The 22,502-nt window shown below is 61.7% G+C and carries 19 protein-coding genes and 3 pseudogenes; 8 read left to right on the forward strand and 14 right to left on the reverse strand.

All coding sequences use genetic code 11. The annotated features are described in order from the left end of the window. Positions 1-362 precede the first annotated feature (362 nt). Genes AC1Q7H_RS34395 through AC1Q7H_RS34405 form a run of 3 tightly spaced genes read left to right on the forward strand, consistent with a single transcriptional unit; the run spans position 363 to position 3,209 of the window. Complete coding sequence (locus AC1Q7H_RS34395; protein WP_492382214.1) at positions 363-1,337, forward strand: Bug family tripartite tricarboxylate transporter substrate binding protein; 975 nt, start codon at positions 363-365, stop codon at positions 1,335-1,337. Positions 1,338-1,383: 46 nt separating this feature from the next. Further along, positions 1,384-2,409 (forward strand): zinc-binding dehydrogenase, encoded by a 1,026-nt coding sequence (locus AC1Q7H_RS34400; protein WP_492382215.1) that lies wholly within the window; start codon positions 1,384-1,386, stop codon positions 2,407-2,409. Beyond that, positions 2,406-3,209 carry a TauD/TfdA dioxygenase family protein gene (locus AC1Q7H_RS34405; RefSeq protein ID WP_492382216.1) on the forward strand — a complete coding sequence of 268 codons (804 nt, stop codon included), beginning with the start codon at positions 2,406-2,408 and terminating at the stop codon, positions 3,207-3,209. The genes AC1Q7H_RS34400 and AC1Q7H_RS34405 overlap by 4 nt, the downstream gene beginning before the upstream one ends. A 315-nt stretch (positions 3,210-3,524) precedes the next feature. Here AC1Q7H_RS34405 and AC1Q7H_RS34410 read toward each other — a convergent pair whose 3' ends face one another. Then, the gene (locus AC1Q7H_RS34410) at positions 3,525-3,683 is read right to left on the reverse strand and encodes a hypothetical protein (RefSeq protein WP_492382217.1); all 159 of its coding nucleotides are present in this window, start codon (positions 3,681-3,683) and stop codon (positions 3,525-3,527) included. Between the two features lie 177 nt (positions 3,684-3,860). After that, a complete protein-coding gene (locus tag AC1Q7H_RS34415) occupies positions 3,861-4,817 on the reverse strand; it encodes a LysR family transcriptional regulator (protein WP_492382218.1) in 957 nt (318 codons plus the stop codon). Between the two features lie 51 nt (positions 4,818-4,868). Here AC1Q7H_RS34415 and glaH point away from each other — a divergent pair, with 51 nt between their 5' ends. Further along, a complete protein-coding gene (gene glaH / locus AC1Q7H_RS34420) occupies positions 4,869-5,798 on the forward strand; it encodes a glutarate dioxygenase GlaH (protein WP_492382219.1) in 930 nt (309 codons plus the stop codon). A gap of 63 nt (positions 5,799-5,861) precedes the next feature. After that, entirely contained in the window at positions 5,862-7,136 is a 1,275-nt protein-coding gene (locus AC1Q7H_RS34425; protein ID WP_492382220.1) for an alpha-hydroxy acid oxidase, read from the forward strand. A 350-nt stretch (positions 7,137-7,486) separates the two neighbouring features. Here AC1Q7H_RS34425 and AC1Q7H_RS34430 read toward each other — a convergent pair. The 11 genes and pseudogenes from AC1Q7H_RS34430 to AC1Q7H_RS34480 form a co-directional block, all read right to left on the reverse strand. Further along, positions 7,487-8,392 (reverse strand): annotated as a pseudogene (locus tag AC1Q7H_RS34430) (quinone oxidoreductase family protein); the annotation flags it as partial. 423 nt (positions 8,393-8,815) lie between these two features. Further along, positions 8,816-9,616 carry an SDR family NAD(P)-dependent oxidoreductase gene (locus AC1Q7H_RS34435; RefSeq protein ID WP_049800696.1) on the reverse strand — a complete coding sequence of 267 codons (801 nt, stop codon included), beginning with the start codon at positions 9,614-9,616 and terminating at the stop codon, positions 8,816-8,818. Positions 9,617-9,663: 47 nt separating this feature from the next. Next, entirely contained in the window at positions 9,664-9,993 is a 330-nt protein-coding gene (locus AC1Q7H_RS34440) for a Rieske (2Fe-2S) protein (RefSeq protein WP_080569622.1), read from the reverse strand. Beyond that, complete coding sequence (locus AC1Q7H_RS34445) at positions 9,986-10,675, reverse strand: DsbA family protein (RefSeq protein ID WP_492382221.1); 690 nt, start codon at positions 10,673-10,675, stop codon at positions 9,986-9,988. The genes AC1Q7H_RS34440 and AC1Q7H_RS34445 overlap by 8 nt, the downstream gene beginning before the upstream one ends. Positions 10,676-10,679: 4 nt before the next feature. Continuing rightward, positions 10,680-10,895, reverse strand: coding sequence for an alpha/beta hydrolase (locus AC1Q7H_RS34450; RefSeq protein ID WP_492382222.1), 216 nt, complete (start codon positions 10,893-10,895; stop codon positions 10,680-10,682). Between the two features lie 267 nt (positions 10,896-11,162). Next, entirely contained in the window at positions 11,163-12,173 is a 1,011-nt protein-coding gene (locus tag AC1Q7H_RS34455; protein WP_492382223.1) for a zinc-dependent alcohol dehydrogenase family protein, read from the reverse strand. A 193-nt stretch (positions 12,174-12,366) separates the two neighbouring features. After that, positions 12,367-13,638, reverse strand: coding sequence for an MFS transporter (locus tag AC1Q7H_RS34460; protein ID WP_492382242.1), 1,272 nt, complete (start codon positions 13,636-13,638; stop codon positions 12,367-12,369). A gap of 875 nt (positions 13,639-14,513) precedes the next feature. Next, positions 14,514-15,074 carry an RBBP9/YdeN family alpha/beta hydrolase gene (locus AC1Q7H_RS34465; protein ID WP_492382224.1) on the reverse strand — a complete coding sequence of 187 codons (561 nt, stop codon included), beginning with the start codon at positions 15,072-15,074 and terminating at the stop codon, positions 14,514-14,516. 9 nt (positions 15,075-15,083) lie between these two features. Beyond that, the gene (locus AC1Q7H_RS34470) at positions 15,084-15,995 is read right to left on the reverse strand and encodes a TauD/TfdA dioxygenase family protein (protein WP_211983081.1); all 912 of its coding nucleotides are present in this window, start codon (positions 15,993-15,995) and stop codon (positions 15,084-15,086) included. A gap of 217 nt (positions 15,996-16,212) precedes the next feature. Beyond that, positions 16,213-16,749 carry a helix-turn-helix transcriptional regulator gene (locus AC1Q7H_RS34475; protein ID WP_492382243.1) on the reverse strand — a complete coding sequence of 179 codons (537 nt, stop codon included), beginning with the start codon at positions 16,747-16,749 and terminating at the stop codon, positions 16,213-16,215. Beyond that, positions 16,729-17,155: pseudogene (locus AC1Q7H_RS34480) on the reverse strand (integrase/recombinase); the annotation flags it as partial. The pseudogene AC1Q7H_RS34480 and the gene AC1Q7H_RS34475, both read right to left, overlap by 21 nt. Before the next feature lie 65 nt (positions 17,156-17,220). Here AC1Q7H_RS34480 and AC1Q7H_RS34485 point away from each other — a divergent pair. Then, positions 17,221-18,290, forward strand: a pseudogene (locus AC1Q7H_RS34485) (DNA-binding protein). Here AC1Q7H_RS34485 and AC1Q7H_RS34490 read toward each other — a convergent pair. Beyond that, positions 18,250-20,226, reverse strand: coding sequence for an aconitase family protein (locus AC1Q7H_RS34490; protein ID WP_492382225.1), 1,977 nt, complete (start codon positions 20,224-20,226; stop codon positions 18,250-18,252). The pseudogene AC1Q7H_RS34485 and the gene AC1Q7H_RS34490 sit on opposite strands and share 41 nt — an antisense overlap. Before the next feature lie 150 nt (positions 20,227-20,376). On the opposite strand from AC1Q7H_RS34490, the gene AC1Q7H_RS34495 reads away from it, so the two are divergent. Both AC1Q7H_RS34495 and AC1Q7H_RS34500 read left to right on the forward strand, forming a co-directional pair. Continuing rightward, a complete protein-coding gene (locus AC1Q7H_RS34495) occupies positions 20,377-21,267 on the forward strand; it encodes a LysR family transcriptional regulator (protein WP_492382226.1) in 891 nt (296 codons plus the stop codon). A 128-nt stretch (positions 21,268-21,395) separates the two neighbouring features. After that, the gene (locus tag AC1Q7H_RS34500) at positions 21,396-22,376 is read left to right on the forward strand and encodes a tripartite tricarboxylate transporter substrate binding protein (protein WP_492382227.1); all 981 of its coding nucleotides are present in this window, start codon (positions 21,396-21,398) and stop codon (positions 22,374-22,376) included. Positions 22,377-22,502: the final 126 nt, after the last annotated feature.

A 22,502-nucleotide genomic window follows, 5' to 3' on the forward strand; every position in this document is an offset into this window, starting at 1 on the left:
CTGGTGCGCATCTCGCACGAACTGGGACGGGGCGTCGCGTCGGCTCAGGAGGCGCGCGCAATCTTCAAGATCGGCACACAGTACCAGACGACCGAGCAGACGCTCGCCGAGTTGCGTTATCCCACCGCACGTCGTCCGATCAGGCCGGCACTGGCGGAACGCAAGGTGGCGCGATGAGCGACGCATGACAGTCCGCAGCACACTGCTGCTGGTTCCCGGTCTGCGTGACGAGGCACCGGGCCACTGGTCAGCCTACAGCGAACGAACTGGTCCGGCGAACTGGCGCAGGACGCGTCGATGCCTGGAATTAAATCGTCCGCAGAACACCCCGTCGTGTGAAAAAGAGAACCGAGGAGATATCCATGAAAGCTGCTAGCCTTGCGTCTTGTCGTTTCGCGCTCGGCGCGTTGTTGCTGGCCTGCTCATCGCTGGCCCAGGCCTGGCCCGATCGGGCCATCAAGATCATCGTCCCCGCGCCTGCCGGCGGGAACATGGACGCGCCGGCTCGCATCTTTGCCAGCTATTTGTCCAAGGAAGTTGGCCAACCTGTCATCGTTGAAAATAAGGCGGGCGCGGGGGGCTCCATCGGAGTGCAGGCCATGCTAAACGCGCCTGCCGACGGCCACGTCATCCTGTACACCAGCTCGAACGTGCTCACCGAAATACCGCACGTCATGAAGCCCCCCTACGACCCGATGAAGGACGTGCGGCCGGTGGCGGCGCTCACCCAGTACCGTTACGTGCTGGTCGTTGCGCAGGACTACCCCGCGAATGACCTGGCCGGCATGGTGCGGCATCTCAAGGCTGCGCCGGACAAGAGCAGCTTTGCGTCCCCGAGCCCCGGAACGATCGCGCAGCGCGGTGGTGAGATGCTTAATCTCAAACTCGGCGTGAACATGCAGCACGTGCCATATTCGGGTACTCCTCCCGCGCTGCTCGCGGTGATGTCCAATCAGGTCACGCTGTATCTGGACAGCGTCGTGACCTCGGGACCCCATCTGCAGAGCGGCAAGATCAAAGCGCTGGCCATCGCGGGCACCACCCGCTACCCCGGCATGCCGCAGGTTCCGACCTTCGCTGAACAGGGTTTTCCGGAGTTCAATGATTTCAGCAGCTGGCAGGGCATCGTGGTATCTCCCAAGGTACCGGCCGCCGTTGTCGAAAAGCTCTACGCCGTCACGCGCCGCATCGCCGGTCTGGCGCCGTTTCGCGACCATGTCGCCAAGCTGAGATTCGAGCCGATCATGCCCGATTCGCCGCAGCAATTCGCGCAGCGCCTGCAGTCCGACTACGACCACTTCGATGCGCTGAACCGCAAGTTGACCCTGAAGCAGTAAGACCTCACAAAACCTTGATGGAAATGATTCAGCTATGAAAGCAGCCATGATTATTTCGGCCCCGCAAGGCGGCCACCTGGAAATCCGGGAGATTCCCCGTCCGACGCCCGGTCCCGGCCAAGTAGTAGTGCAGGTGATGGCCTCGGGCCTGAACCGGGGCGAATTGGTCCGGGTGGGTGAAGCGAAAAGCGGCGGCCCGATACTGGCCGGCATTGAGTTCGCCGGCATTGTCAGCCAGGTCGGACCCGATGTGCGCGGCGTGCGTGAAGGCGAACGCGTCACCGGCCACGGCTGGGGCGGCCAGTCCGAGTATGTGCTAGCTGAGGCGCGCGCGCTGATCCCGATCCCGGCCACGCTGTCCTGGGTCGAGGCGGCCGCATTCCCCAATGTGTTCATCAGCGCGCACGACGCGCTGGTCACCAATGGCGAGTTCCGTGCCGGACAATCCGTGCTGGTGAATGCGGCCACCGGTGGCATGGGACTGGCCGCCGTCCAGCTGGCCGCCCAACTCGGCGCCAGCCAGGTCATCGCCATCTCGCGTTCGGCGGCCAAGCTGGCGCGGCTGCGTGAATACGGCGCGACCCACACCATCGATGTCTCGAAGCCGGATACCGTGCAGGCCGTGAAGGACGCCACCGACGGCCGCGGCGTGGACGTGATCATCGACTCGCTGGGCGGCGCGGTGTTTGACGCCAACCTGAAATGCCTGGCCGTGCGCGGCCGGCTAGTTATCATCGCGCGGATGAGCGGCGTCGATACCGCCCAGGTCGACATCAAGCACATGTGGGTCAATCGCCTGAAGGTGGTCGGGACCACCTTCCGCACCCGTACCGAGGAAGAGCGGCTCGCCTTGATCGAAGCGTGCGCGCGCGATGTGCTGCCGCTGCTGCGCGAGGGTCGCCTCAAGATGCCGGTCGACCGCCTATTCGCGCTCGACGACATCGCGGAGGCCCACGCCTACATGGCAACCAACCAGCACTTCGGAAAAATCGTCCTGGCCGTCCACAAGAGCGTGATGGCGGCCGCAGCGCCAATCACCATGTCGCAGACTGCGACGAAGGAGCCTGCATGAACGTAAACATCACACCACTCACCGGCTCGATCGGTGCCTCGATCGAAGGCATCTCGCTCTCGGAGCCCTTGACCGGCGAACTGTTCGAGCAACTGAGCAAGGCATTCCTGCAGCACTGCGTGCTAGTGTTCCGCGACCAGTCGCTCAAGCCCGCGGCTCAGCTGGATTTCATCCGTCACTGGGGCGAGCCGGTCGTTCCGGCCTTGCTGTCCAAGCTGCGGCTCGATGAGTATCCTGAAGTGGTCCAGATCCGAACGGTGCCGAAGGAGCTCATTTCGACCGAGGCCTGGCACTACGATGCGCCGCACACGCCCGTGCCGCCCAAGATCACCATGCTCAGCGCGCAGGTGGTGCCGGTGGGTGGCGACACGATGTGGTGCAACCAATACCTCGCCTACGAGAGGCTGACTCCCGTAATGCAACGCATGCTGCAAGGCCTGCGCGTCCAATTCCGCGCCGTGCGGCTGGCTCGCTCCCAAGGCGTGTGCGAGTCCGATGCGCCCGTCGCCGTGCATCCGATGGTGCGCACGCATCCGGAGACCGGCCGCAAGGCGCTCTACATTGGGCATCCGGACAACGTGATGGGCATCGAGGGCATGACGGAGGCCGAAGCCAGGCCCTTGCTGAACTTCCTGTATGAGCACAGCACGCAGCCGGACAACATCTACCGCCACATGTGGCGCGTCGGCGATGCGCTGATGTGGGACAACCGGTGCACCATGCACTATGCGGTCCACGACTACGGCAACCAGGAGCGCCTTTTGAACCGAGTCACCCTGGAGGGCGAAGTGCCCGCTTGAAAAGGGTTTTTGCCTGGCGGCGCGGCTGCTTTGGGTCAGCAAAACCCCAAGCAGCCGGTTTCGCCTTTTGGTTAAGGCGCTCGAGGCCGAGTCGACCGCGTGGATGGCATCCGGGACGTCAAGCATCCAGCGTGACAATCCCTCCTGCGCTATCCAGCGTATCTCGTAGGGCAACCCCGGCAGATAGAGTCCTTGCAGGCAGAGGTTCTTGCGAATCAGCGTGCAGCCGCTTGGGAACCTTGGCAATGCCTGCCGGCAGGTTCGTGCGCGGTGTCCTCGCTGGCTTGGCCCCACGCCCAACCGCGGTGTTCAGGCTTAGGCAGCCCAATCCGACGCTGCTGCTGGCAGGCCGACGGTAAATGGCGCTCGCGCCTCCCGGCCGATCTTGGCCAGCGTGTTGGGACAGACCAGGGTGAGGGCGTCGGAAGCGGAATCCGGCACGTCCAGCGCGGCCTCCACGGCCTCGGAATTCACGACAATGCTAACGGTCGCTTGGGGCGAGTCTACGCGCCCGGGCTAGCGCGGCGACGGTGGGCGCATGTAGAACGATGCGCAGGTCGTCGCTGTTGTCTTCCGTTTTCTCTCCTTGTGGTGGCCAGGTATCCGGCAGGGTTCGTCCTCCTTGATCAGGCGCTGGTGCAAATGGCGAGGCTAGGACGCCCGGCCATTGAACATCTGAGTTCCGAGTTGCACAAATGCGCGTACTGCTGGGGATATTTCCCGACGCCTGTGAGCCAGCACCAGTTGCACTGAGAATTTAAAGTCAGAGATCTGTGCGTAGAAGATTCCTGGCTGGGAGAAGTTCTGCATTGACTCAGGCACGATGGCCACTCCGTATCCCGCAGACGCAAGGCAAATTGCCGAGATGAAATCCTGGACCCGATATTCCAGATGCGGCGTGAACCCTCCGACTTCGCCCAGGGCGGATAACGCGGACCCGAATCCTTCCTCGTCTGCAAACTGAGGGACGATGAACGATTGATCTGCCAGCGCGCGCGCTGGAATTGTCGTTCGCCTTGCAAGGGGATGGCTTTCTGTCATGGCAGCCAGCAGACGTTCGGTCTGTACGACTTTGGTGACCACGCCAGCCGGATAGAGCCGCCTGGGCCTGACAATTCCCACATCAATCTGGCCATCGCTGAGCGCTTCAAGCTGCCTTGGCGTTTCCATTGGCACGACTTCGATCCGGACCATTTCGTGTGATTTCCGAAACTCGCTCAGCATCATGGACAACAGGCCGCTGCTTGCGCCAGATGCCACATAGCCGACACGGATGACGCCGGCCAATCCTCGGGCAGCCAGGCGTCCCACCTGGTCGGCGCGCTCAATGTGTCGCAATGCAGCGACAGCCTCGGCCTGGAACAGGTGCCCCGCGTCGGTAAGCGACACCGGCTTCCTTTTGTTTCGGTTCAGCAGCGTGACTCCCAGATCCTGCTCAAGGCGCTGGATCTGGGTGCTGAGCCCTGACTGTGCGACACCCAGGCGATCTGCCGCCTTCGCAAAGTGAAGTTCTTCCGCCACGGCGAGAAAGCACTGCAGCTGGCGAACGTCGATCATCGTTTTAATCTCGATTTCGGAACAAATATTACACACTTCTATCTGGATCATATCAAAGAATCCAGATGAAATAGCGCCATACCACATCCCTGAGAGCTATCGATGAATGCCCCGCTTCCCGCTGCAGTGCTTGCCAGCCAAGATGAGTGCCGCTTCCAGTTGTCTGCCCACCCTGATCACCATCGCATCCTGCATGTGACCGTTGAGCGCGATGCTCTTCTTGGGTTCCTGCATGACGTACGCAAGGTCGATGTCCAGAACCTGGAGTATGTCCCCTTCATGCGCTATGAGCTCGCGGACGTGCTCGCGAAGCATGTCGGGGAGGACTTCGCTACAACCATCAACAAGATTGTGAAGGACCGGCAGCACGGTGGCTTTACGGTAGGCCTCCAGGGACTGACGACGGACGCCGACGATTTCGTTCGCTTCGGCACTGCCATCGGGCACCTGCTGGGCCCCAGCAACCACGATTCGATGTCGGGCACTTACTATGCGCGCTTCGTGGTCAAGCATACGGACAATAGCGACTCCTATTTGCGCCAGGCCTATCGGCTCTTCACGATGCACACCGACGGCACCTTCGTTACCGAAGCGACGGACTGGCTGTTGATGATGAAGTTTGCAGAACAGAATGCAGTTGGCGGCGAGTCCCGGTTCCTGCATCTGGACGATTGGGAAGGGCGTGACCGCTTTGTCAGTCACCGTCTCGGGACGCAGCCTTTCCTCTACAAGGCGCCGGGGTCCAAGAATGTCAGCGACAAGGTCGAGCGCCCGCTCTTCTTCCAGAACGAGTCTGGGTTGTCGATGTCCTTCATCGATCAGTTTGTACAGCCTCGCAATCGCGAGGAGGCTGCATTCCTGAACGACCTGTCGACCTCCATGGAGGCTTCGCCGGGAACCAGGGAAGTGTCGCTGCCCGTCGGCGACCTGGTTGTCCTGAACAACTACTTCTACCTCCACGGGCGTGCGTCGTTCGAGAAGAGTGAGGCCCTGTTCCGTGAGCTGATGCGCCAGCGAGGCACGTTCGCCTAATTATCAATGTGATCCGGCGTGGCTGACAGTGACAGCGGTTGGGCCTGATAGAAGCTTCAAATCATGATGACATCTCAAACCGAAGTTGCAAGAAGCCAGGCCGTTCCGGGCGCCGGAACACCTGCCAAGCCTGCCTATGGCGTCAACCGTCAGCTTCCTCGACGACTGCGGCCGATCCTCTCGCTTGCCGATTTTGAGGTCGCGGCAAAGCGGGTGCTTCCGCGCCCCATCTTTGGCTATATTGCCGGCGCTGCGGAGGATGAAAAGTCGCTTGCCGCGAACAGGACCGCTTTCGACGAGGTCAGGTTTCGTCCAAAAGTCCTTGTCGACGTATCGGGAAGGTCGCAAGCGACCGAGATCTTCGGGCAACGTTACGCTGCTCCCTTTGGCGTGGCGCCCGTCGGAATCAGTGCGATTGCCGCTTACCGCGGCGATGTGGTCCTCGCCCAAACGGCACGGGAAGAGCAGATACCCGCAATCATGAGCGGTACGTCCCTGATTCCGATGGAAACCGTTCACGCGGCCGCGCCGGGCACGTGGTTCCAGGCGTACCTGCCAGGTGACGCCACACGCAGGGACGCGCTGATTGACCGGATTGAAGCGGCCGGGTTCAAAACGCTTGTCCTGACGGTTGATATTCCCGTTTGGGCCAACCGGGAGAATAACGTCCGTACGGGCTTCTCCTTGCCTCTGCGACCATCTGTGCGTCTGGCATTCGATGGCGTGTCCCGGCCGCGTTGGCTGGCCGGGACGTTCGCCAGGACGCTTATTTCGAGTGGGATGCCGCGTTTTGAGAATTCTTTTGCATCTCGCGGCGCACCGATCTTGTCGGCCTCCGCAATTCGCGATACGACGGGGCGGGATCACCTGAACTGGACGGATATCGAGCGAATCCGGAAAAGATGGCGCGGCAACCTCGTCATCAAGGGCATTTTGCATACGTCCGATGCCGAACGCGCTGTCGCCCTGGGCGCCGACGGCATCATTGTCTCGAATCACGGTGGGCGCCAGTTGGACGGCGCCGTGGAACCGCTTGCTGTCCTGCCGGAGATCTGTGAGGCAGTCGCGCATAAGATAACCGTGATGATGGACAGCGGTATCCGGCGAGGCGGTGATGTTCTGAAGGCGTTGGCACTGGGAGCCCGCTTTGTCTTCCTAGGGCGGCCCTTTGTTTACGCTGCGGCCATTGGAGGAGCCGAAGGCATTCGCCACGCCATCACGCTGTTGCGCGATGAGGTCGATCGCAACATGGCCATGCTTGGCGCGACGACCATCGCAGACGTGAACGATACCGTCATCGTCCAGGGCCACGGAACCGGCCGAGTTACGTCGGGGTAAGCCAACCCGGTCCGATGCGCGAATGTGCGCGACATTCTGACCGGCCTTGCTGCCTATCGGAATCGCGGAAGCTTAAAAAAACAAGGTTGTCGGCGATCAATGACTGCCGACACCCTTTGATCTCCTGATCTGTGCCGTAATGCAGCGCGCCACCAACCGGAAGCGTGCGCAAGGGCGCAGCCATGTCAGCACATTGCGCGATGGCGTGGAATATGCGGATCCCCGCGCCGCGTACAACGCAGAGCGCTACCGACAGCGGGTCCCGAACAACCTGGCCCGACTGCCAAATCACCGGGAGCCGTCTTGCCGGCCAGGCCTGACGGCTCCGGTTCCCCCAGGAGGGGGAGCGCTCAAATCACGAAGATGGACGAGCCCGTGGTCATTCGAGACTCCAGGTCCCGGTGTGCCTGCACTGCATCTTCCAGGGCATAGCGCTGATTGATCCCGATGCGGATGCGGCCAGCCGCCACGTGGCCGAACAGCTCGCCGACCAGTTCCGCCTTCTCGGCAGGATCGGCGATATAGTCGGCCAGGCCCGGGCGCGTCAGGAATGCCGAGCCTTTGCGGGCCAGAATTGCCGGATCGAACCCGGTGACCGGGCCGGAGGCGAACCCCACGCAAACCAGCAAGCCGCGGCGCTTGAGGGAGTCCAGCGAGGACATGAAGGTGTCCTTGCCCACGCTGTCGAAGATCACGTTCACGCCCACGCCGTCCGTCAGTTCCCGCACGCGCTTGGCCACGTCCTCATGGCTGTAGTTGATGGTGTGGTCACAGCCGTGGGCGCGCGCCACTTCGGCCTTGGCATCGGTGGAAACCGTGCCGATCACCGTCAGCCCCAGCAATTTGGCCCACTGCGAAACAATCAGGCCAACACCGCCTGCCGCGGCATGCAGCAGGATGGAGTCGCCCGCCTTGAAGGGGTAGATCCAGCGCATCAGGTAGGCCGCTGACAAGCCCCGCATCGTCATGGCCGCCGCGACTTCGCAACTGATTGCCTGCGGCAGCTTGATCAGAGGATCGCCACAGATCAGCCGCTCCGTGCTGTAGGCGCCCAGCGTGTTGGTAAATCCCGTATAGGTCACACGGTCGCCGACCGCCAGATGGGTGACGCCGGCACCGACGGCCTCGATCACGCCAGCAGCCTCGTTGCCGAGGCCGCTGGGCAGCGGAACCTTGTAAGTGCCGCTGCGGAAGTAGGTATCGGCAAAGTTCAGGCCTGCCGCCACGTGGCGGACGCGGACCTCTCCCGGTCCCGGTTTGTTGTCTCCTGTTCGGTATCAACTATCACAATACGCCCGCGGCTCGCCAAGGGACAAATCCATGTCGCGGCAAGCTGGTCAGGCGATAGAAAAATTGCCACAGGCGCCTTGCTCAAGCCGCCTGTGGCCTCTCCCGGGTAGCAGGGATGCTTGAGCGGGAACGGCTGTCCTTTGCGACGATTGAATCATCTGGCCTGGCGCCACTTCCCACTTTACCTTGCACGCATTGAGCTTTCCCTTTTATGACAGTCATCGGCTGGCGCAGGAGCACTGGACCATCGACTACCAAAGCAGGCGCATTGATGACGAAGTGAGAGTGCGTCGGGCACGCCGCGGCGGTTCGCCTCTCTCAGCACCTTCTCCAGATGGCTCAGCGACCGCTTCGATTGCAGCGTCACGAAATGGCCGGAGAGACCGGACTTAGCAGATGCTGAAGCCTTGCCCATCATCGACGACGAGCGTCGAGCCAGTCATGAATGCGCTGGCCGGCGAAGCGAGCGTCAGCAGCGCGCCATCGAGCGCCTCGGGCGTGCCGAGGCGCCGGCGAGGCAGGCCCTCGACGATCTTCCTGCCCGCGGGGCTCTGGAACATGGCGCGGTTGATGTCAGTCTCGATGTAGCCGGGACTGATGGCGTTGACGTTGATGCCGTGGCACGCCCATTCATGGGCCATCGTGCGGGTCAAGTGCTCCAGCGCTGCCTTGCTGGAGCCGTAGATGCCCAGGTGCGGCGAGTGCGTCTGCGCGGCCAGGGAGCATATGTTGATGATGCGTCCCGGCAACTGCCTGTCGATGAGCCGGCGTGCGAAGGCGGTAGACATCAGCAACGCGGCCTTCGTGTTCACGTCGAATACCCGGTCGAACATCTTCTCGTCCACGTCGAACAGCGCCGCGCGCCCGCCGACGCCCGCATTGTTCACAAGCGCCCATAGCGGCGGCATGCTTTGCTGGATGTCATCCAAGGCAAGCCGCACGGCTTCCTGGTCGGCAACATCGACGGGAACGGCCCGCGCTGTACCGCCGGCCTGTGCGATCAGTTTTGCAGTTTCCTGCAGCGGCTCCGGCCGCCTGCCCAGCAGGGCGATATGCGCGCCGGTGGCGGCCAGCGTCCTTGCCGCCTGCCGCCCGAGTCCCGAGCCAGCGCCGGTAACGATTGCCGTCAGTCCGCGCAGGCCGAAGCGCTCGGCGAAAAACTCCGTGTCAAAGCCATTGCTCATCTTCATTCCTTCTCATGTCACCGCGGAAGCAGTCGCCCTGTTTCAGGGAACTCTCAGCAATTGAGCCCTGGCGGGCGTAGCCAAAGTTGCTTGTCCTCCATCACGACTTCATAGGTGCGGATACGCAAGCTCGGAGATGCGGTGCACTGGCCGTTGCGAATGTCAAATCGCAAGCCGTGTGCAGGGCAGCTGATCATGTGCTCCACACACGAACCTCCTGCCAGGGAGGCTCCGGCATGGGGGCAACTGTTTTCCATGGCAAAGAATTGGCCGCCAAGGTTGAGCACGATTGCCGATTGACCGTCTGGCAAGAAGACCAGTTTGCGGGCGCCTGGAGCCAGTGACTCCGGAGGCCCGAGCAGAATCCATCCGGGATCAGGCATTGGATTTGCACTCGCTATGCAAACGCCCGGTCACCACGGCTTGCTGCATGACGCGAACCAACTCGCTGGCCGGTACGGCGCCAGTGACCGGCCACTGCCCATTGAAGACGAGATGAGGAACCCCTTCTGCAGGGTCGGCGCCCATTGAGGACTGGAGCGCAGAGGACGCCCTGGCGTCCCAACTGAACCCAGACGCTTGAGCCAGGGCCTGCAGTGTCTGCGCTGAACCGATGTCTTGCCCTTGAGAGAAGAAAGCGCAGTAGATGGACTCTACCAACTGGTACATGGCCTCCGGCATCAGCCTGGACTGGGCCGCATTGACCAAGGCACATGCCAGCGACGAATTCGGAAAGGTCGCGATGCTTTCGAAGTTCAACGACTCTGCCACGGCGCGAATCTGTGCGCGGCGCATCGCCACTGCCCGTTGGCCACCAAGCCGTGCCTCATAAAATGCCTGGTAGGGAATGCCTTGGGCAGGAATCTGCGGCAGCAGTGCATTGGCATGACATACCGTCTCCAGCGCCAATCCGGGGTGCTGCTGCCGCAGGCTTGCCCATGCCGAACGCAGATTTCGCAACCCAATCCAGCACCAGGGGCAAATCAGGTCAAGGTAAAAATCAACGCGCAGAGTTTGCGACGGTGCAGGGGCAGGGACCGCACCCGAAAGTTCAGAGCAATTCACGCAATCATTCCTTAGTGGTCGGCCAGGGGCCGTATTCGGATGCAAGGTCGAAGTGACCGACATGCCCATGGCCGACAAGCCGAGCACCCCGGTCCCCCGCCAATTGAATGCGCCGTCCGAACCTGGCCAGGGCTCCGTGACGGCTGGCTGCTATCAGGCTGAGAAATGGCGGCTTTGTCCCAGGCAGGCCGCGATGCCGCGCGCGACACATCTTATTCATCGATCCTGATCCCCGCGTCGTTGGCGATCTTCGTCCAGACTTGCAGATCGTTCTGGACGCCGCCTCGTGCTATCGTGAGCCCGATCATAGCAGTCGCATTTTTGGTGTCGACATCAATATATTAACGTCGTCGTGACGTTGCAGGAATCGACCAGCCACCGTAGACGGCGTTGTCACGTTGGCGGTTGAGGGCCGTCATCGCAGCGATACGCGCGACCGTCGAGTGTGGCGGCGGCCGGGGCCTTGGCCTGTCCGCTCGCCCAGGCATCAGATGCTCAGCACAATCTTGCCGAAGTGCCTCTGCGCCGCCTGGTAGCGGAAAGCGTCGGCGATCTCGTCCAGCGGAAAGTGCCGGTCAATAATGGGACGGATGGCGGTGGCATCCAGCGCCCGCACCATGTCGAGCTGGTGGCGCCGGCTGCCCACCAGCAGGCCGGTAATGCGTAGCTGCTTGCGCAGGATCTGCCTGACATTGAACGGCGAATCCGCGCCCGACAAGACGCCGATGATCGCCACGTGCCCTCCCGTGCGCGCGGCGGCAACGGACTGCTCCAGCGTTGCCGCGCCACCGACTTCAATGACGTGATCCACGCCGGCGCCGCCGGTCAGCGTGAGTACCGTATGGCCCCACCGTGGGTCGTCGCGATAGTTGATCACATGGTCCGCGCCCAGACTGCGCAGGCGCGCAAGCTTGTCGCCCGAGCCTGACGTCGCGATCACGGTGGCACCTGCCGCCTTGGCAAACTGGAGGGCGAACACCGAGACACCGCCCGTTCCCAGGATCAGCACGGTCTCTCCGGGCTTCAGCGCGCCATCGACAAACAGTGCCCGCCAGGCAGTCAGCCCCGCGGTCGTCAGCGTCGCCGCTTCCGCATGGCTGTAGGCAGCCGGCGCATGCGTGAAAGCCGTCACGGGCAGTGTCACGGTTTCGCGCGCAAAGCCGTCGATACCGTCGCCGGGAACCGTGGCGAAGTCGGACAGGCTCGGCTCACCGTCCAGCCACATCGGGAAGAACGTGCTGACCACATGGTCGCCGGCGGAGAACTCCTTCACCCCCGCACCCACTTCGGTGACGACCCCCGCACCATCTGACATCGGGATGCGCCGCACAGGCCCCACCCCGCGGCTGACGACACCGAAGTCGTGATAGTTCAGCGAGCTTGCATGGATGCGCACCGTGATCTCAGCGGGGCCGGGCGGGCGGGTTTCTAACGTCCCCGGGACCAGGCGGTCGAGCCCTCCGGGTGGTTCCAGATAGATGGCTTTCGATACGGTCAAGGGCGTTCCCTCCTGAGGGCATTGTCACGTTGGCGAGAATGATCGGCCGCCTGCCTGCACTATTGCGTCACGGTGCAGCCAAAAGCAGCACGGAACCAATGGCCGAAACTGTTCTGGCTTGAAGGTCCCATCAGGCGCGCGACCTCGCCGATCTTCAGGTCGCTCTCCTGCAGGTGACACGCGGGCAGCGCGCTCAGCCGCGTCGCGTTTCCGCGAGGTAACACCATCTGCCAATGAGGAACACGGTGAAGGGCAGAACTGCCGCGAGCGGTAGCCAGCGCAAGGCGACCTGAAGACCAACCGCGTCCGCTGCCATGCCGGTGATAAATGGGCCTGCTGCGAGGCCCAGTATGTTGTTGAACAACGTCAGGGTGGCAAATGCCGAGCCATGAATGGCTGGCGGTGTGGCACCGGCAATGATCGCGCTACAAGTGCCGAACGAGCTGGCAAGGAAGAACACCCCGGGCGCAAGGAGCGCGAGTTGCAGATTGCCCTGTGGCATGCGGAACGCGATCGCCAGCAGCGTGCCTAGCACGAGGCAATAGCCAATGGCCATGTTCCACCTCTTGAGCAACGAATCCGCGCTGATCCGATCGGTCATCACACCGCACAGGAGTTGGCCCAGGCCGCTGACAAGGACAAGGCCGGCAGCCAGTGCGGCCGCCTCGCTGACCGGCATGCCCCAGTAGCGGTTCAGGTAGCTGGGCAGCCACACGAAAAGAGTGCCCTGGACGAAGATCTGCAGGGCGCAGCCGAGGTACGCACAAAAGACAGAAGGGGACGGAAACAGGCCAGAGAAGAACGCACGCGGTGTCAGTTTCACATGCCCGTATGCCGGAGTTCTGTTCCCATTGTCCAGTCGGACACTTGCGAGTTTTTTTTCCGTAACCACGGAGCAGTAAATGATCACCAGCACAAAGCCAATGATCGCCATCAGAGCCATCGACCAGCGCCAGCCCAAGTGCGTCGCAATGAGGCCGGAAAGCGAGACACCGAGCACGGACCCAAAAGCAGCGGCAGATGTAAAGCCGCCGGCAATGGTAGACCGCATATGCTTTGGAAAGATGCTCACAAGCATAGCGAATCCGACACTGCCGTAGGCAGCCTCGCCGACGCCAACGAACAAGCGCGCGACGAACATCTCGTGGTAGTTAGCGGCGATAGCGCACCCGAGCGTGGCAACACTCCACACCGAAACCATTAGGGCAATGCTTTTGACGCGTCCCCAGCGGTCGGCGAGTATGGAGAACGGGAGGGTCAGTACGCCGACCATCAACGGCACCACGCTGCTAATCGAGCCGAGCTGTGTATCGGAAATCTGCCACTGCACCTTCAAGAGCGGAAACAAGGCATTGATCGCCTGCCGCGACATGTAGTCAGACAGTAACAGGCAGAACATCAATGAAAATACCACCCACGCGTAGGGGCGGGCGCCAGTGGTAGCCGCAGCCGGCTCAGCCGGCATCGCGTTACTTGTATACGTGCTCAATTCTGTCTCCTCTAATGATTCTTGAAACTCATGACTAGTAGTGCCGCCAGTTGTCGTGTGACCCCTGTGAGGCAAGGCCTTCAGGCAGGGCTGGCAGTGGTCATGAGAGGCCGTGGTCGCTGATGCCAGCTGCCGCGCCATGGCTTATCGTCTCGATTTCGCCATGCATCGGCGCACAGTTGCGGAACAAGCATCACAGGTCTGCTTGCGCAGAAAAAGGCGGGCAACCTCCAGGCAGGTGCGTGAACAGATCGCGGCCGACGAGTAAGGTTGCATCACGTTCGGCGACACGATCCCTGATATGGGACTCTTGCATCGGATCATCTAGCCTGGCGCGACATCCCGCTTTACCTTGCACGCCATGAACTTGGCCTTTTATGACAGTCATCCGCTGGCGCAGGGAGCACTGGATCACCTAGTGCCAAATTCAACACACCTCGAGGAGCCGGTTCTTACCCGTAATGTTGCAGCGCGGCTTGTTGCCGGATAACGCGGATAGGGGAGTTGCAAGCTATAGCAGACGTCCGCAACGCGCACGCTGCGGCGGTTCGGTGAGCAAGCGGTGCAGGTACGCATATGGCTCGACGTCACGGGCGCTGCGTGTGAGCATCACCCTTGCAAGGAGCCATGCCTGGTGACTATGGAAGCCCTTCCATAAGAGAAAGAGCTGGTTGGATACCAGTCCCGGTTTTCCGGGCTGACATCGCGATATTGTTTCAGCGTGTGCGCCGGTCGCCGGCGCTACGGTAGTCACCCGACCGGGTGTCTACCGTTACGGCACGTCCGTCAGGCAGTCATGCGGATCGTGCTCGTTGCGTCTTCCCGGCCGATGGCAATCGGCCGTGGTGCGGTCAGCAGAGTTCGCGAATGAAGGCTTCGGCCCGGGGCCATTCGCCATAGCCTGAAGCGGGATTCAGATGCCCGACTTCGCCGAGTTCGACGAAGCGACTGCCCCACGCCTGCGCCAGGTCGCGGGCGCGATCGAGACGCGTCAGCGGATCGTTGCTGCTTGCCGCAACGATGCTCGGAAACGGCAATGGCCCGCGCGGGATCGGCAGCCAGCCGTGGTCGCTCAGTGTGTCGGTTGTGGGGTAGCCTAGCGGCATGGGCGTCTCGAGGTCCGCCGGTGCTGCAAGCAGTGCGCCGAGGATCTCGCGGGTGGCGCCCCGGGCCGCCCAATGGGCGACCATCATCGCGCCAGCGCTGTGCGCCACGATGATCACTGGCCCCTCGATGGTGGCCAGGGCGCGATCGATCGCGTCGACGCGGGCCGCGCAACTCAGCTTGTCTTGCTCAAGCGGGGCGACGCTAACGACGCGAGGCAGCTTCGCCGCCAGCAGGGTCTGCCAGTGTTCCGGCACATGGTCACGCAGGCCAGGGACGATGAGGACGGTCGGTGCCGTAGCGGTCATATCGGTCTTTCAATAAGGTGCGTCACCGATGATGGCGGTGCGCTCCATCTTTCGGTGGCACGGGGGGTAATCCATCACTGCGTAGTGCTGGGTCGAACGGTTGTCCCAGAACGCAACACTGTTTTTCTTCCAGCGAAAACGCACCTGGTATTCGGGGATGGTGGCCTGGCTGACCAGGTAGCTAAGCAAATTGGCGGCACCCGGCGCCTTGTCGATGCCGAAGCGCACGTTGGCCGGCACGTTGTAATTGGTGAAGTGCGTCGTAAAGCTTCCGTTGACGAACAGGACCTTCTCTCCGGTTTCGGGATGGGTGCGCACAACGGGATGCTCGGCGTCCGGGAACTGAGCCTTCAGTGCAAGACGCTTTTCGATCGGCATGGCGGCACCGAAGCTGGCCTCGATGCCGTGGCGCGCGCGTAATGCGGCGATCTTCGTCTTGATCTCCTCGGGCAACTGGTTATAGGCCTCGACCATGTTGACCCACATCGTGTCGCCGCCCACGGGCGGGCACTCGATACAGCGCAGCACGCAGCCTAGCGGTGGCTTTTCGCGCCAGGTGGCATCGGTATGCCAGGAATTCTCGTTACGATCGGGAGGACTGTCCGGGGTTTTGTAGATCTGAACCAGTCCCGGGTAATCGGGATGGCTGCCCACCACCGGATGGTCCTCCAGCTCGCCAAAGCGGCGTGCAAAGGCCACGTGCTGCGCGCGCGTGATGTCCTGGTCGCGGAAGAACAGCACGCGATGCTTCAGGAGCAGGGCACGGATTTCCGCCATCTGTTGGTCGTCTTCGGCCGCCGCACCGAGGTTGACGTTGCTGAGCTCCGCACCGATCGTGCAAGTGACTTGCTCGACCTGGATCGAATTGCCCAGAGAGGTTGCGCGGACCACTGCGGGTGCCGCTTTGAGGCGCTGAATCATGAACCCTGTCTCCTATTGTCGATTAGGCCGATCGATCATTGAGAGTTTGGGCGTCGCGAGTTTCTCCCGCTTGTCAATACGTGACAGGCATTTATCATTCTATGTCAGTTGCCCGATGTGACTGGCACCCTCCGTATCGCGACGCGGTGCAGACCTCCCTGCCGGCTCTGCCGTTCCGAACTGACACGCCGAGCAGAATGCTCGGGGGGGCGGCTGCTCAGACAGAGGGCGCGCGGCCGCCGGTCCAGTCCTGGACCTTGTACCCGAACTCGTGCCTGAACCAGCGCGAGAATGAACTGGGGCCGCTGAAACCAAGGAGCAACGCAATTTCCGCATGCTTGCGCGACACCTCACTCAGGTATCGCACCACCAGATCCTTGCGTACCTCGTTCAGAAGCTCGTTGTACGACGTGCTTTCATCACCGAGCCGGCGCCGGATGGTCCGTACATCCACGCCGAGCAGGCCAGCAATACGGGCGAGGGAACATTCCCCCGAGGGCATCAACGCGACAATCATTCGACGCACTTTCTCGTCCGCCGTCTGCCCGCTGCGCGCGCTGACCGACTCGACATACTGCCGTGCATACTGATCCAGGCTGGAATAGGTGGAGAGGGGCGTTTGCAGGTGACTCTGGAAAAATACGATGCCATTGAATGCCGCGCCAAATTCCACCCGGTGCGAAAAGAGGCTCTGTCGCAGTAAGTGGGTCGAGAAGTGAAGAACCTCTGAGGTGCGGGTCCAGAACGTCCCCATGGGGGTGCCCGTCACCTCGGTGGCCCGCAACCCGCCCGGGTAGAGCACCGTCAGCACCCAGCGGCAGCGCGCCGGGTGCAGGCGTTCACGCTCGGTCGCGACCGGCATCGCCGCGACGGTCTCTTTGACCGCGTCCCACAAGTCGTGACTGAGGTAGCGCGTGATGCGCGGCCGGTTCGGCGCGCGCCGGCGGCGCGCCAGCGCGAGCGGATTGCCGGCCAGATAGCCGGCTTCGGTCAGCCAGGCGAAGAGGGCATTCAGAATGACCCAGCGCGTGCCGCACGCTGGCCGGCGACAGGGGCTCGGCAAAGGGGCGCCAGTCGCGGTGGCCGCGGCCGAGCTTCTTGCTGCCGGCGGCGCCGGAGAGCGCCGGCGGCAGCTGCAGGCGTTCGAGCGGGCTGGGCAGCGGGGCCGCCAAGCTTTCCAGGGGGTTGATCGGGAGCTCCGACCGGCGCCGCGCTGCAGGCCGACCTGGCTGAACTGCGCGGGCGCTTCTCCGAGACCCGCGCGCTGTATCGCGAGGTCTGCGGCCTGCTGTTCTTCCGCTATGGCGTCACGCCCACCGCCAACAAGCTCTACAGCCTGGGGCGCAAGGGCAGCATGGGCACGCCCGCCGAGGTGCTCCAGCAGTTCTGGCAGGAGCTGCGCGGGCGCACCCGCGTCACCATCGACCACCCCGATCTGCCGGATTCGTTGAAGGACATCGCGGCCGGGGCGGTCCAGACCATCTGGCTGGCGGCCAACGAGGCCGCCACCGCCGAACTCGCCACGCTGCGCGCCGAGGCGCGGCAATCCATCGAAGAAAACCAGGCGGACCTCGCCGCCGAGCGGCAGGCGCACGCCGCCACCCAGACCCGGCTGGAAGCGGGGCGGGCACAACTGAAGGCGGCGGGCCGCCAGTTGACGGAGCTGCGTACCCAATTCTCGACCGAGCTGGAGCGCGCCCGCGAGCAGGTGACCATTGCCCAGGAACGAGCCGACGCCAGCGAGCGGCGGGCACTACGCGGACTGGATGCGGAGCGCACCGCGCGCCAGAAGAGCGAGCGCGCACCGAAGAGTTGCGCGGCGAACTGGCAGCGGCACGCCAGGAGGCCCGCGACTCCGCAGTCGCGCAGGCCGAGGCCGGGCCCGACTCGAAGCCCAGGCGGCGGCGCTCACGGAGCGGCTCAACTAGCGGCTCGCGGCCGCCGAGGTGGCGCAACGCCAGGCCGCCGGCGAGCGGGACGCGGTGCAGACGGAACTCAGCACAGCGCCGGGCCGAGCGCGCCGAGGCGGAAGCCGTGCTGGCGCGCCAGCTGCTGGCAGAACTGCGCCTGCCGCGCGAGCAGGAACGGCGGCACAAATCCGGCGGCCCGGCATCGACCGATAGCGAAGCACCAAACGAAAAGCCGGCCGACGAGCACGGGGCGCCGACCGGGCACAACATACGTTCGGGCCTAATACTTTACCGTTACGAGATGGGCGACAGACTCCAGCACTTCGAGATCGTACTGTACGTGTTCAGTGAGATGAAGCGGGTTGGTTCAGCTGCAGCTCTTTGAACGAAACGAGCTTGCCTGCGATGGCGCTGGCAGCCACAGTAGGAGGGCTCGCCAGCCAGACTTGGCCAGGGCCCGAACGTCCAGGGAAGTTTCGGTTGATTGAGCTCACGGTTACCTGCTCAGGGCTCGTGGATGATCCCGGGCCGCAGTTTGCACATGCGCCGCATGAGGGCTGCAGAATGCGTGCACCTACCGCTTCAAAGGCCTTAAGGTAGCCTTTGTTCTGGCAATAGTCCCGCACGTCGGTCGTGCCGAACTGGAGATAGAGGGTCACGTGTTCGGGGATTCTCAGGCCACGTTCGGCGGCCCATTGGAATACCGCGTGATACTGGTCGAAGTCCTCGCGCTTACCTGCAGTGCAAGAGCCTCCATAGGCGATGTCGACTTTCACAGTCTCATCGAGTGTAGCGAGCGGCAAGCCGTTGCCAGGGTCGCCAGGACGTGCAACCATCGGAGACAGAACGCTGCAATCGACCTCAAGATTTGCGGCGTACTTCGCTCCTTCGTCACTGTGCATCCAGGGCTCGAGTTGGAACTCGACGCCACGCCGTTCCAGGAGGAAGCGAACAGTCTCGGCATCTGGCGCGACGATGCCAGTGAACCCACCCAATTCGGCGCACATGTTGGTAAGCGTTGCCCGTTCGTCCACGCTCATGGCGGAAACTACCGGGCCGGCGAATTCGAAGACCTTCCCAACGCCGGCACCCGCCTTGATTGCGGGCTGGGCCAGCAGTTGGAGAACAACGTCTTTGGCGGTGACGCCTGCCTGCAGCTTGCCACCGAGATGCACGCGGATCGACTCTGGCAGCGTCATGCGCACAGCACCGGTAACGAAGGCGTTGGCCATGTCGGTGGTGCCAACGCCGAAGGCTACGCAACCCAGGGCGCCGCTGTGAGGCGTATGAGAATCCGTGCCAACAACCACTTGACCGGGCAGGGCATACTGCTCGGCCATCATGGCGTGGGAGATGCCGGCGACGTTGTTTCCATCGTCCTTCGATAGCTCTTCATCCGTAAGGGTACGGTGAAACGTGAGCCCATAGGTCTTCACGAAGTCGCGCTGCGCGAATCGCATCTGCACGACGTTTTCGACAAGGCCATTGCGAACGTGAGCGGGGCTTTCTGTCACGTACGAAGTGTGGTCTTCGAAGACGACAATATGGTCAGCATGTTTCAACTTCACTGGCTTGCCGAATGTCGCGTGCAGCATATGAGCGCACATGCCGGTGTAATACTCGTGAATGAATCGCCAGTGGGCCTGAACAAAGATACCGTCGCCAGGCTTTGGGTCGGAAGACGTAACTGGCGTCGCCAGCAAGTTGCGTCGAACAATCTTTTCGAACAGTGTTTGGGGACGCTGTTCGTCGACCTTCGCGGCCGGCGTGACGTTGGTAAGGTACTGCTGGCCAAACTTGAGCAGGCCGCCATGCTTCAAAATGGAAGCTGCCAGCGCGTCTCGACCTCCCACGAGTTCATCAAGTGGAATTGCTTCCCCAGCTTCAAGGCGCGGAACCAGGCTGAAGTCCGTGGACGTGTAAAGACCAATGTTGTCCGCGTTCTGGCGATAAATCCGTTCGAAGCTTTTCGCGATGACTAGCCGGATGCCGGCGAGTTTTTCGGCCGCCGGGCTGTGTTCACGGGAGGAGCCTTTGCCGTAGCGATTGCCGGCGACGGTGATGTAGAACTTACCTTGCCGAACGGAATCGGGCTTAAACGGCAGCGTCGCACCGACCTTATATCCAGTGTACGGATACCGTCCTAGTGCGTCGTCGTAGTGGGTGAGAATGGGCACCGGCGTAATTTCGTCGGTGGAAACATCATTTCGAAGCGGCTCACGGTCGGCGGGAGTCAGTCTCTCCCCTTGCAGTTGCTTTTCCATTGCCGCCGTCGAGTGGACCAGATACAAGACGCGTCCATTCGGCTCGAGGACGTTCATGGGGATCTCCTGTGGGATTTCATTGGACTTTAAGTCGGTCTGTTCCCTAAGCCCAAGCGCTGATGTAGCATTCCCGGTATCGCGGCAGAATATATCGGGAAAACCCTAGCCGTGCACGGCTGTCCGACACTGCACTTGCGCTCACAAACAATGCACCGCATAGACCCTGTCAGTATTCAACTTTTCCTTTCCGTCGCGCGAGAAGGTTCCATCAAGCGTGCGGCGGAGCTCGAGCACATCGCCCAGTCGGCCCTGAGCCGACGAATTGCGGAACTGGAGCGCAACTTGGGGGTCGGGCTGTTTATCCGTTCCACCACCGGCGTGTCGCTTACAGACGCAGGGGAGCGTGCGCTGGAGTTGGGTAGGAAGCTCAATGCGGACATCGTTGCCTTCACTCGTGAGGTGCAGGACCTTGGGGACAAGGTCGCAGGCGTCGTAAGACTGTCTGCAAGTCCTTCGGCTATTATCGGTTTTCTTCCTGAGCGCTTGCATGGGTTCAAGCAGGCGCATCCGCTCGTCGAAATTGCGCTGTTTGAGCGATCGACGGCCGAGTCGATTCGCGCCTGTTTGGACGATGTCGTAGATGTGGGCATTGGCGTCGCAGCTAACGCTCCGCCTGGTTTAGAGTCGTGGCCTTTCGCCATTGACCCGCTCAACGTTGTAGTGCCGGTGAATCACTCGCTGGCAAAACGCAAGCGACTTCGGTATGCGGAGATTCTCGACCATCCTTTGGTAGTCGTGCAGCCTGGAGGTGCATTGGCGCAGGAACTCCGTGAACAGGCAACAAATCTTCGGGTGCCGTTTAACCAAAGCGTTGCTGTTTCCAGCTTTGAAGCCGGCTGTCGAATGGTGGAGGCCGGATTGGGCATAGCCGTGCTGCCAAATAGCGCCAGTGCGGCATATGCCGGCTCGGACAGATTCGTCAGAATACCGCTGCAAGAAACGTGGAGTAACCGCCGCTTACTTATCTACGCCCCCTATAAGAATCCGCGGCTCCGCGCGGTGTCAGCGTTGGTTGAGGCGCTGAAACAGCAAGGGTAACAGTGGATATGCTCGGGTGCGATAGCGGGTCTACCGCATTAGCACTCTGCTACGGCGGACTACCGCACTAAACTCCGTCCAATAGGTCATCGCGGACACGCGGTGCCACACAGTAGACGGAGACATAAATGCCCATCTCGCTTCTGAAGCAAGTGCGCAATGCATTTGTTGTGGTGACATCGTGTGCGCTCGTTACAGGGATCTTTTCTCCTGTAATTGCGCAAACACCCATCCGCTTGATTGTTCCTACACAGGCTGGTTCACAAGCAGATGCTGTTGCTCGCGCTATGAGCCCGTCACTGTCCAAGAATTTGGGTCACTCCGTTGTGATCGAGAATTTGCCTGGAGCCGGAGGCGTGCCGGGGACGCAGCAACTTGTTCGTGCGCCGAAAGACGGCTCGACGCTAGGATTGATCTCCTCGAACCACGTCATCAATCCGTTCATATACAAGAACGTGCCGTATGACGCGTTGAAGGACATAACTCCTATCACCGTCATCGGCACGTTGCCGCTGGTCCTTGTTGTGAATCCATCGGTACGCGCGAACAACACAAAGGAACTCATTGCAGTGCTGAAGTCCAACCCGGGCGAATACAACTATGGCTCGTCGGGTAACGGGACGGTTCTGCACCTTGCTGGGCAACTGTTCGCGAGCGAGGCAAAAGTCAATGTCAGCCACGTCCCGTACAAGGGGGCGGGCAACTATACGACTGATTTGGTCGGTGGTCAGGTTCAGTTCGGCTTCTTGACTCTTCAGACCGTCCTGCCTCTAGTTAAGAGCGGCAAGCTGAAGGCCATTGCAGTGTCGACGGCGCGGCGCGTGCCTGGCTTGCCCGACGTGCCGACGCTCGCAGAATCTGGACTGCCTCAGTACAACTTTGACGCCTGGCTTGCGATTGTGGGCCCGGCCGGCATGCAACCCCAAAACGTTACACAGTTGCAGTTGAAGATTAAGACGACTCTGCAAGAAAAGGACGTCCAGGAACAACTTGCGCAGCAGGGCGTGATCATCTCGACGTCGAGCGCTGAGGGTGCTCCCTCGTTCTTCAAGGCGGAATTAGATAAGCACGCCAAAATCGTGAAGCAGGCAGGTGCGACCCTTAACTGATTGACTATTCATTGGCGGGCGACGTCCAGATGTTGCTGAGTTCACACATGATTCCCTCCACCAGCGACTTGGCGAATAACAACCTGAGTCTTGTGCAGGGATTTTGCTCGCCGTTCATGAGCTATT

Source organism: Cupriavidus sp. GW823-FHT06D04 (assembly GCF_058795055.1).

Coding starts and splice junctions, on each gene's coding strand:
- AC1Q7H_RS34490 (WP_492382225.1), bottom strand. CDS start 20,226: ATGAACGTCCTCGAGCCGAATGGACGCGTCTTGTATCTGGTCCACTCG.
- AC1Q7H_RS34470 (WP_211983081.1), bottom strand. CDS start 15,995: ATGATTCAGCGCCTCAAAGCGGCACCCGCAGTGGTCCGCGCAACCTCT.
- AC1Q7H_RS34495 (WP_492382226.1), top strand. CDS start 20,377: ATGCACCGCATAGACCCTGTCAGTATTCAACTTTTCCTTTCCGTCGCG.
- AC1Q7H_RS34465 (WP_492382224.1), bottom strand. CDS start 15,074: ATGACCGCTACGGCACCGACCGTCCTCATCGTCCCTGGCCTGCGTGAC.
- AC1Q7H_RS34400 (WP_492382215.1), top strand. CDS start 1,384: ATGATTATTTCGGCCCCGCAAGGCGGCCACCTGGAAATCCGGGAGATT.
- AC1Q7H_RS34460 (WP_492382242.1), bottom strand. CDS start 13,638: ATGCCGGCTGAGCCGGCTGCGGCTACCACTGGCGCCCGCCCCTACGCG.
- AC1Q7H_RS34450 (WP_492382222.1), bottom strand. CDS start 10,895: ATGAATAAGATGTGTCGCGCGCGGCATCGCGGCCTGCCTGGGACAAAG.
- AC1Q7H_RS34435 (WP_049800696.1), bottom strand. CDS start 9,616: ATGAAGATGAGCAATGGCTTTGACACGGAGTTTTTCGCCGAGCGCTTC.
- AC1Q7H_RS34425 (WP_492382220.1), top strand. CDS start 5,862: ATGATGACATCTCAAACCGAAGTTGCAAGAAGCCAGGCCGTTCCGGGC.
- glaH (WP_492382219.1), top strand. CDS start 4,869: ATGAATGCCCCGCTTCCCGCTGCAGTGCTTGCCAGCCAAGATGAGTGC.
- AC1Q7H_RS34405 (WP_492382216.1), top strand. CDS start 2,406: ATGAACGTAAACATCACACCACTCACCGGCTCGATCGGTGCCTCGATC.
- AC1Q7H_RS34415 (WP_492382218.1), bottom strand. CDS start 4,817: ATGATCCAGATAGAAGTGTGTAATATTTGTTCCGAAATCGAGATTAAA.
- AC1Q7H_RS34395 (WP_492382214.1), top strand. CDS start 363: ATGAAAGCTGCTAGCCTTGCGTCTTGTCGTTTCGCGCTCGGCGCGTTG.
- AC1Q7H_RS34475 (WP_492382243.1), bottom strand. CDS start 16,749: ATGGGGACGTTCTGGACCCGCACCTCAGAGGTTCTTCACTTCTCGACC.
- AC1Q7H_RS34440 (WP_080569622.1), bottom strand. CDS start 9,993: ATGCCTGATCCCGGATGGATTCTGCTCGGGCCTCCGGAGTCACTGGCT.
- AC1Q7H_RS34500 (WP_492382227.1), top strand. CDS start 21,396: ATGCCCATCTCGCTTCTGAAGCAAGTGCGCAATGCATTTGTTGTGGTG.